The organism is Nostoc sp. 2RC, assembly GCF_014222165.1.
In the GTDB taxonomy this organism is placed as follows: domain Bacteria; phylum Cyanobacteriota; class Cyanobacteriia; order Cyanobacteriales; family Nostocaceae; genus Nostoc; species Nostoc linckia.
In genome coordinates this window covers 1-3,521 of sequence record NZ_JACKZU010000554.1, presented here as the reverse complement: position 1 = coordinate 3,521, position 3,521 = coordinate 1, and the positions used below count along the sequence as shown (strand labels likewise).

Genomic DNA, 3,521 nt, shown 5'->3' with positions numbered 1-3,521 from the left:
GGGCAGGGGGCAGGGGGCACAGGAGAATAAATAATAACTCACCAGTCATCAGTCACCAGTCATCACCAAATATTTTTCACAACCAAAGAAGTTAACTTTGTTTGTATGCTTGGAATCGCCACAGGAGAGCGATCGCCACGACGGCGATGGGTAATAAAACTATAATTAAGGCATTAGTTGTTGTTGCCGAAATTGATAAATATGGAGCAACGTACTTAATTAACGCCGATATCAAAGCCGAAATTAGAAATAATTTGACAAGGAATCCTGATTGATTTTGCATAACAGTACGGTAATACACATTTTTCTGTTGGGTGTACGCGAATTTAAACTCTACTATCTAGTTTCTAAAATAGAAATCAATAGAAAAGCTGTAGTGCATCTAACGCAGCATAAATTTTTGTGTTGAATGTTGACTGTTGACAGTTAACTGTTAACAAACTTCATGAGTAACTGTACAATTTTCCAGCGTCATAGCTGACTAAAGAGATAAAAATCTTTATTACCTAAATTTTTCACTCATAACAGCCAATATTCCCAATTTGTTGGATTCATCTATATACCTTATTGAAATGTGTTTTTGTTTGATATGACACAGTTATAAATTTTCTCATCTTATGATTTACCTACCAGTTTCATTACTGCTATTTCTTTTATTGTTACTATTACTACCATTCATTTGGTTTGTTGTAACAGTAGATGTGGTGGAAATCGCAGTGGCTAAGCTGGGATTTTCTCCCAACATCGCTTTTTTATTGCTGGTACTAGTAATTTTCACAAGCACTATCAATATACCCCTATACCGTGTAGTCGCTCCAGTTCATCTAGCAGATGATTTTGCAACACTATGGTTAAAAGAATTTTGGGGTATTCCTTTAAGGAAAGTTGAGCGTTCCACGGTGATAGCGCTAAATGTCGGTGGAGGCTTAATTCCTGTGTTGTTGGCATTGTACCAATTTGCTCGCGCAAATGCTGTAGCAATTTTGTTAGTCACTGCCATAGTTACCGTTGTTAGCTATTATGCAGCGCGGGTAGTGCCAGGAATAGGTATTCAAATGAATCCGTTATTGGCTCCTTTGACTGCTGCTTTGTCTGCAATGTTAATCGCTGTACCTCATGCTGCTCCCGTAGCCTTTGCTGGTGGAGTGTTGGGAACCTTAATTGGTGCTGATTTATTACATCTCAAAGACATCCAATCTATGAGTGCAGGAGTACTCAGCATTGGTGGTGCTGGGGTATTTGATGGTATTGCTTTATGTGGATTATTTGCTTTGTTACTAAGTTAGTGAGGAGTTAGAAGTTAAGAGTTAGGAGTTAGAAATTCAAAGGGAAAACTCATAACTCATTATTTGCTTTGTTACTAAGCTAGTGAGGAGTTAGAAGTTAAGAGTTAGGAGTTAGAAATTAAAGGTAAAAACTCATAACTCAACACTCATAACTCAACACTTGTAACTTAATTGAGGGTACATCAAAATGCCTGTTGAAACTAATAATAAAAAGCCGATGAAATCGCCCAAATCTGGGCAGTTCAGTGGCAGTTTCTTAATTCTACTAACCCTATTGTTAGTGTTGAATTTTATTCTTCCCAGTTTTTTGATATCAAAATCGCCGCAGATTCCCTACAGCACATTTTTGGCTGAAGTAGAAGCGGGGAAGGTGGATCGAGCGATTGTGAGTAGCGATCGCATTGAATATACCATTAAAACTCAAACTGCCGATGGCAAATTCAAAGAACAAGGGTTTGTCACTACACCAGTAGGTATGGATTTAGATTTGCCCAAACTTCTCCGCGAACATCATGTGCAATTTGCAGCACCACCGCCAAACCAAAATGCGTGGATTGCTACTTTACTCAGTTGGATTGCACCACCGTTAATTTTCTTTGGGATTTGGGGCTTTTTAATGAGTCGCCAAGGAGGGCCAGCTGCACTAACGGTGGGTAAAAGTAAAGCTAGGATTTATTCGGAAGGTAGCACCGGCGTAAAATTTACTGATGTGGCTGGTGTAGATGAAGCCAAGACAGAATTAGAAGAAATTGTTGATTTTCTGAAAAACGCTGGTAAATACACCGCACTAGGGGCCAAAATTCCCAAAGGTGTGCTGTTGGTGGGGCCTCCGGGTACTGGTAAAACATTACTAGCAAAAGCGATCGCTGGTGAAGCTGCTGTTCCTTTCTTTAGTATTTCTGGTTCCGAATTTATTGAACTGTTTGTTGGTGTTGGTGCAGCACGCGTCCGTGATTTGTTTGAACAAGCCAAAGAACAAGCTCCCTGTATTGTGTTTATCGACGAGTTAGACGCACTCGGTAAATCTCGCGGTGGTGCTGGGCCAATTATGGGAGGTAATGACGAACGGGAACAAACCCTCAATCAGTTACTCAGCGAAATGGATGGCTTTGACGCCAATACAGGGGTAATTATCATCGCCGCCACCAACCGTCCAGAAATTCTCGATCCGGCTTTACGCCGTCCTGGTCGATTTGACCGTCAAGTTGTAGTCGATCGCCCTGATAAAATTGGTCGAGAAGCAATTCTCAAAGTCCACGCCAGAAACGTCAAATTAGCTGATGATGTTGATTTAAATACCATCGCCATTAGGACTCCTGGGTTTGCTGGCGCAGATTTAGCCAACCTTGTAAATGAAGCCGCACTGTTAGCCGCACGGCGAAATAGTCAAGCCGTAACAATGGCAGATTTTAACGAAGGTATCGAACGTCTGGTGGCTGGCTTAGAAAAACGCTCCCGCGTCTTGAATGAAACCGAGAAAAAGACCGTAGCTTATCACGAAGTTGGTCATGCTATCATCGGTGCTTTGATGCCTGGTGCTGGTAAAGTCGAAAAAATCTCCGTGGTTCCCCGTGGTGTTGGTGCTTTGGGTTATACAATTCAGATGCCAGAAGAAGACCGTTTCTTAATGTTGGAAGACGAAATCCGCGGTCGTATCGCCACTCTTCTAGGTGGACGTTCTGCCGAAGAAATCGTTTTCGGCAAAGTCTCCACTGGCGCTGCTGACGACATCCAAAAAGCCACTGAGTTAGCCGAACGCGCCATTACTCTTTACGGAATGAGCGATAAACTGGGGCCAGTGGCCTTTGAGAAAATTCAACAGCAGTTTCTCGAAAGTTATACCAACCCACGCCGTGCTATTAGTCCCAAGGTGGCTGAAGAAATTGACCGAGAAGTCAAGCAAACCTTGGATAATGCCCACCATATCGCTTTGACTATTTTGCAATATAACCACGATTTATTAGAGCGAACCGCACAACAACTCTTGCAAAAAGAAATTTTGGAAGGCTTGGAATTGCGCGAATATATTAGTCAAGCGAAAGTACCCACAGAAGTAGAACAATGGTTGCGTACAGGCAAAGTATCCCAGGACAAACCATTATTGCAAACACTGTTGGTTTAGGGAACTCCAAAAAATGAACAGCAGTATGTGGTTGTTGAGTGATGAGTGATGAGTGATGAGTGATGAGTTATGAGTTATTATTCTCCTGTGCCCCTCTGCCCCCTGCCCCCTGC

3 protein-coding genes are annotated in these 3,521 nt (G+C 42.1%); all 3 read left to right on the top strand.

The features are described 5' to 3' along the window. Positions 1-101 precede the first annotated feature (101 nt). The 3 genes from GNE10_RS36625 (at position 102) to ftsH (ending at position 3,408) form a co-directional block, all read left to right on the top strand. On the top strand, positions 102-275 hold the full coding sequence (locus GNE10_RS36625; RefSeq protein ID WP_180267579.1) for a hypothetical protein: 174 nt from the start codon (positions 102-104) through the stop codon (positions 273-275). A gap of 342 nt (positions 276-617) precedes the next feature. Beyond that, positions 618-1,286, top strand: coding sequence for a DUF1614 domain-containing protein (locus GNE10_RS33005; RefSeq protein WP_099071587.1), 669 nt, complete (start codon positions 618-620; stop codon positions 1,284-1,286). Positions 1,287-1,473: 187 nt separating this feature from the next. Further along, the gene (gene ftsH / locus GNE10_RS33000; protein ID WP_185570269.1) at positions 1,474-3,408 is read left to right on the top strand and encodes an ATP-dependent zinc metalloprotease FtsH; all 1,935 of its coding nucleotides are present in this window, start codon (positions 1,474-1,476) and stop codon (positions 3,406-3,408) included. Positions 3,409-3,521: the final 113 nt, after the last annotated feature.

Bases quoted from the DNA above. Each gene is read 5' to 3' on its own strand.
- GNE10_RS33005 (WP_099071587.1), top strand. From the start codon at position 618: ATGATTTACCTACCAGTTTCATTACTGCTATTTCTTTTATTGTTACTA.
- ftsH (WP_185570269.1), top strand. From the start codon at position 1,474: ATGCCTGTTGAAACTAATAATAAAAAGCCGATGAAATCGCCCAAATCT.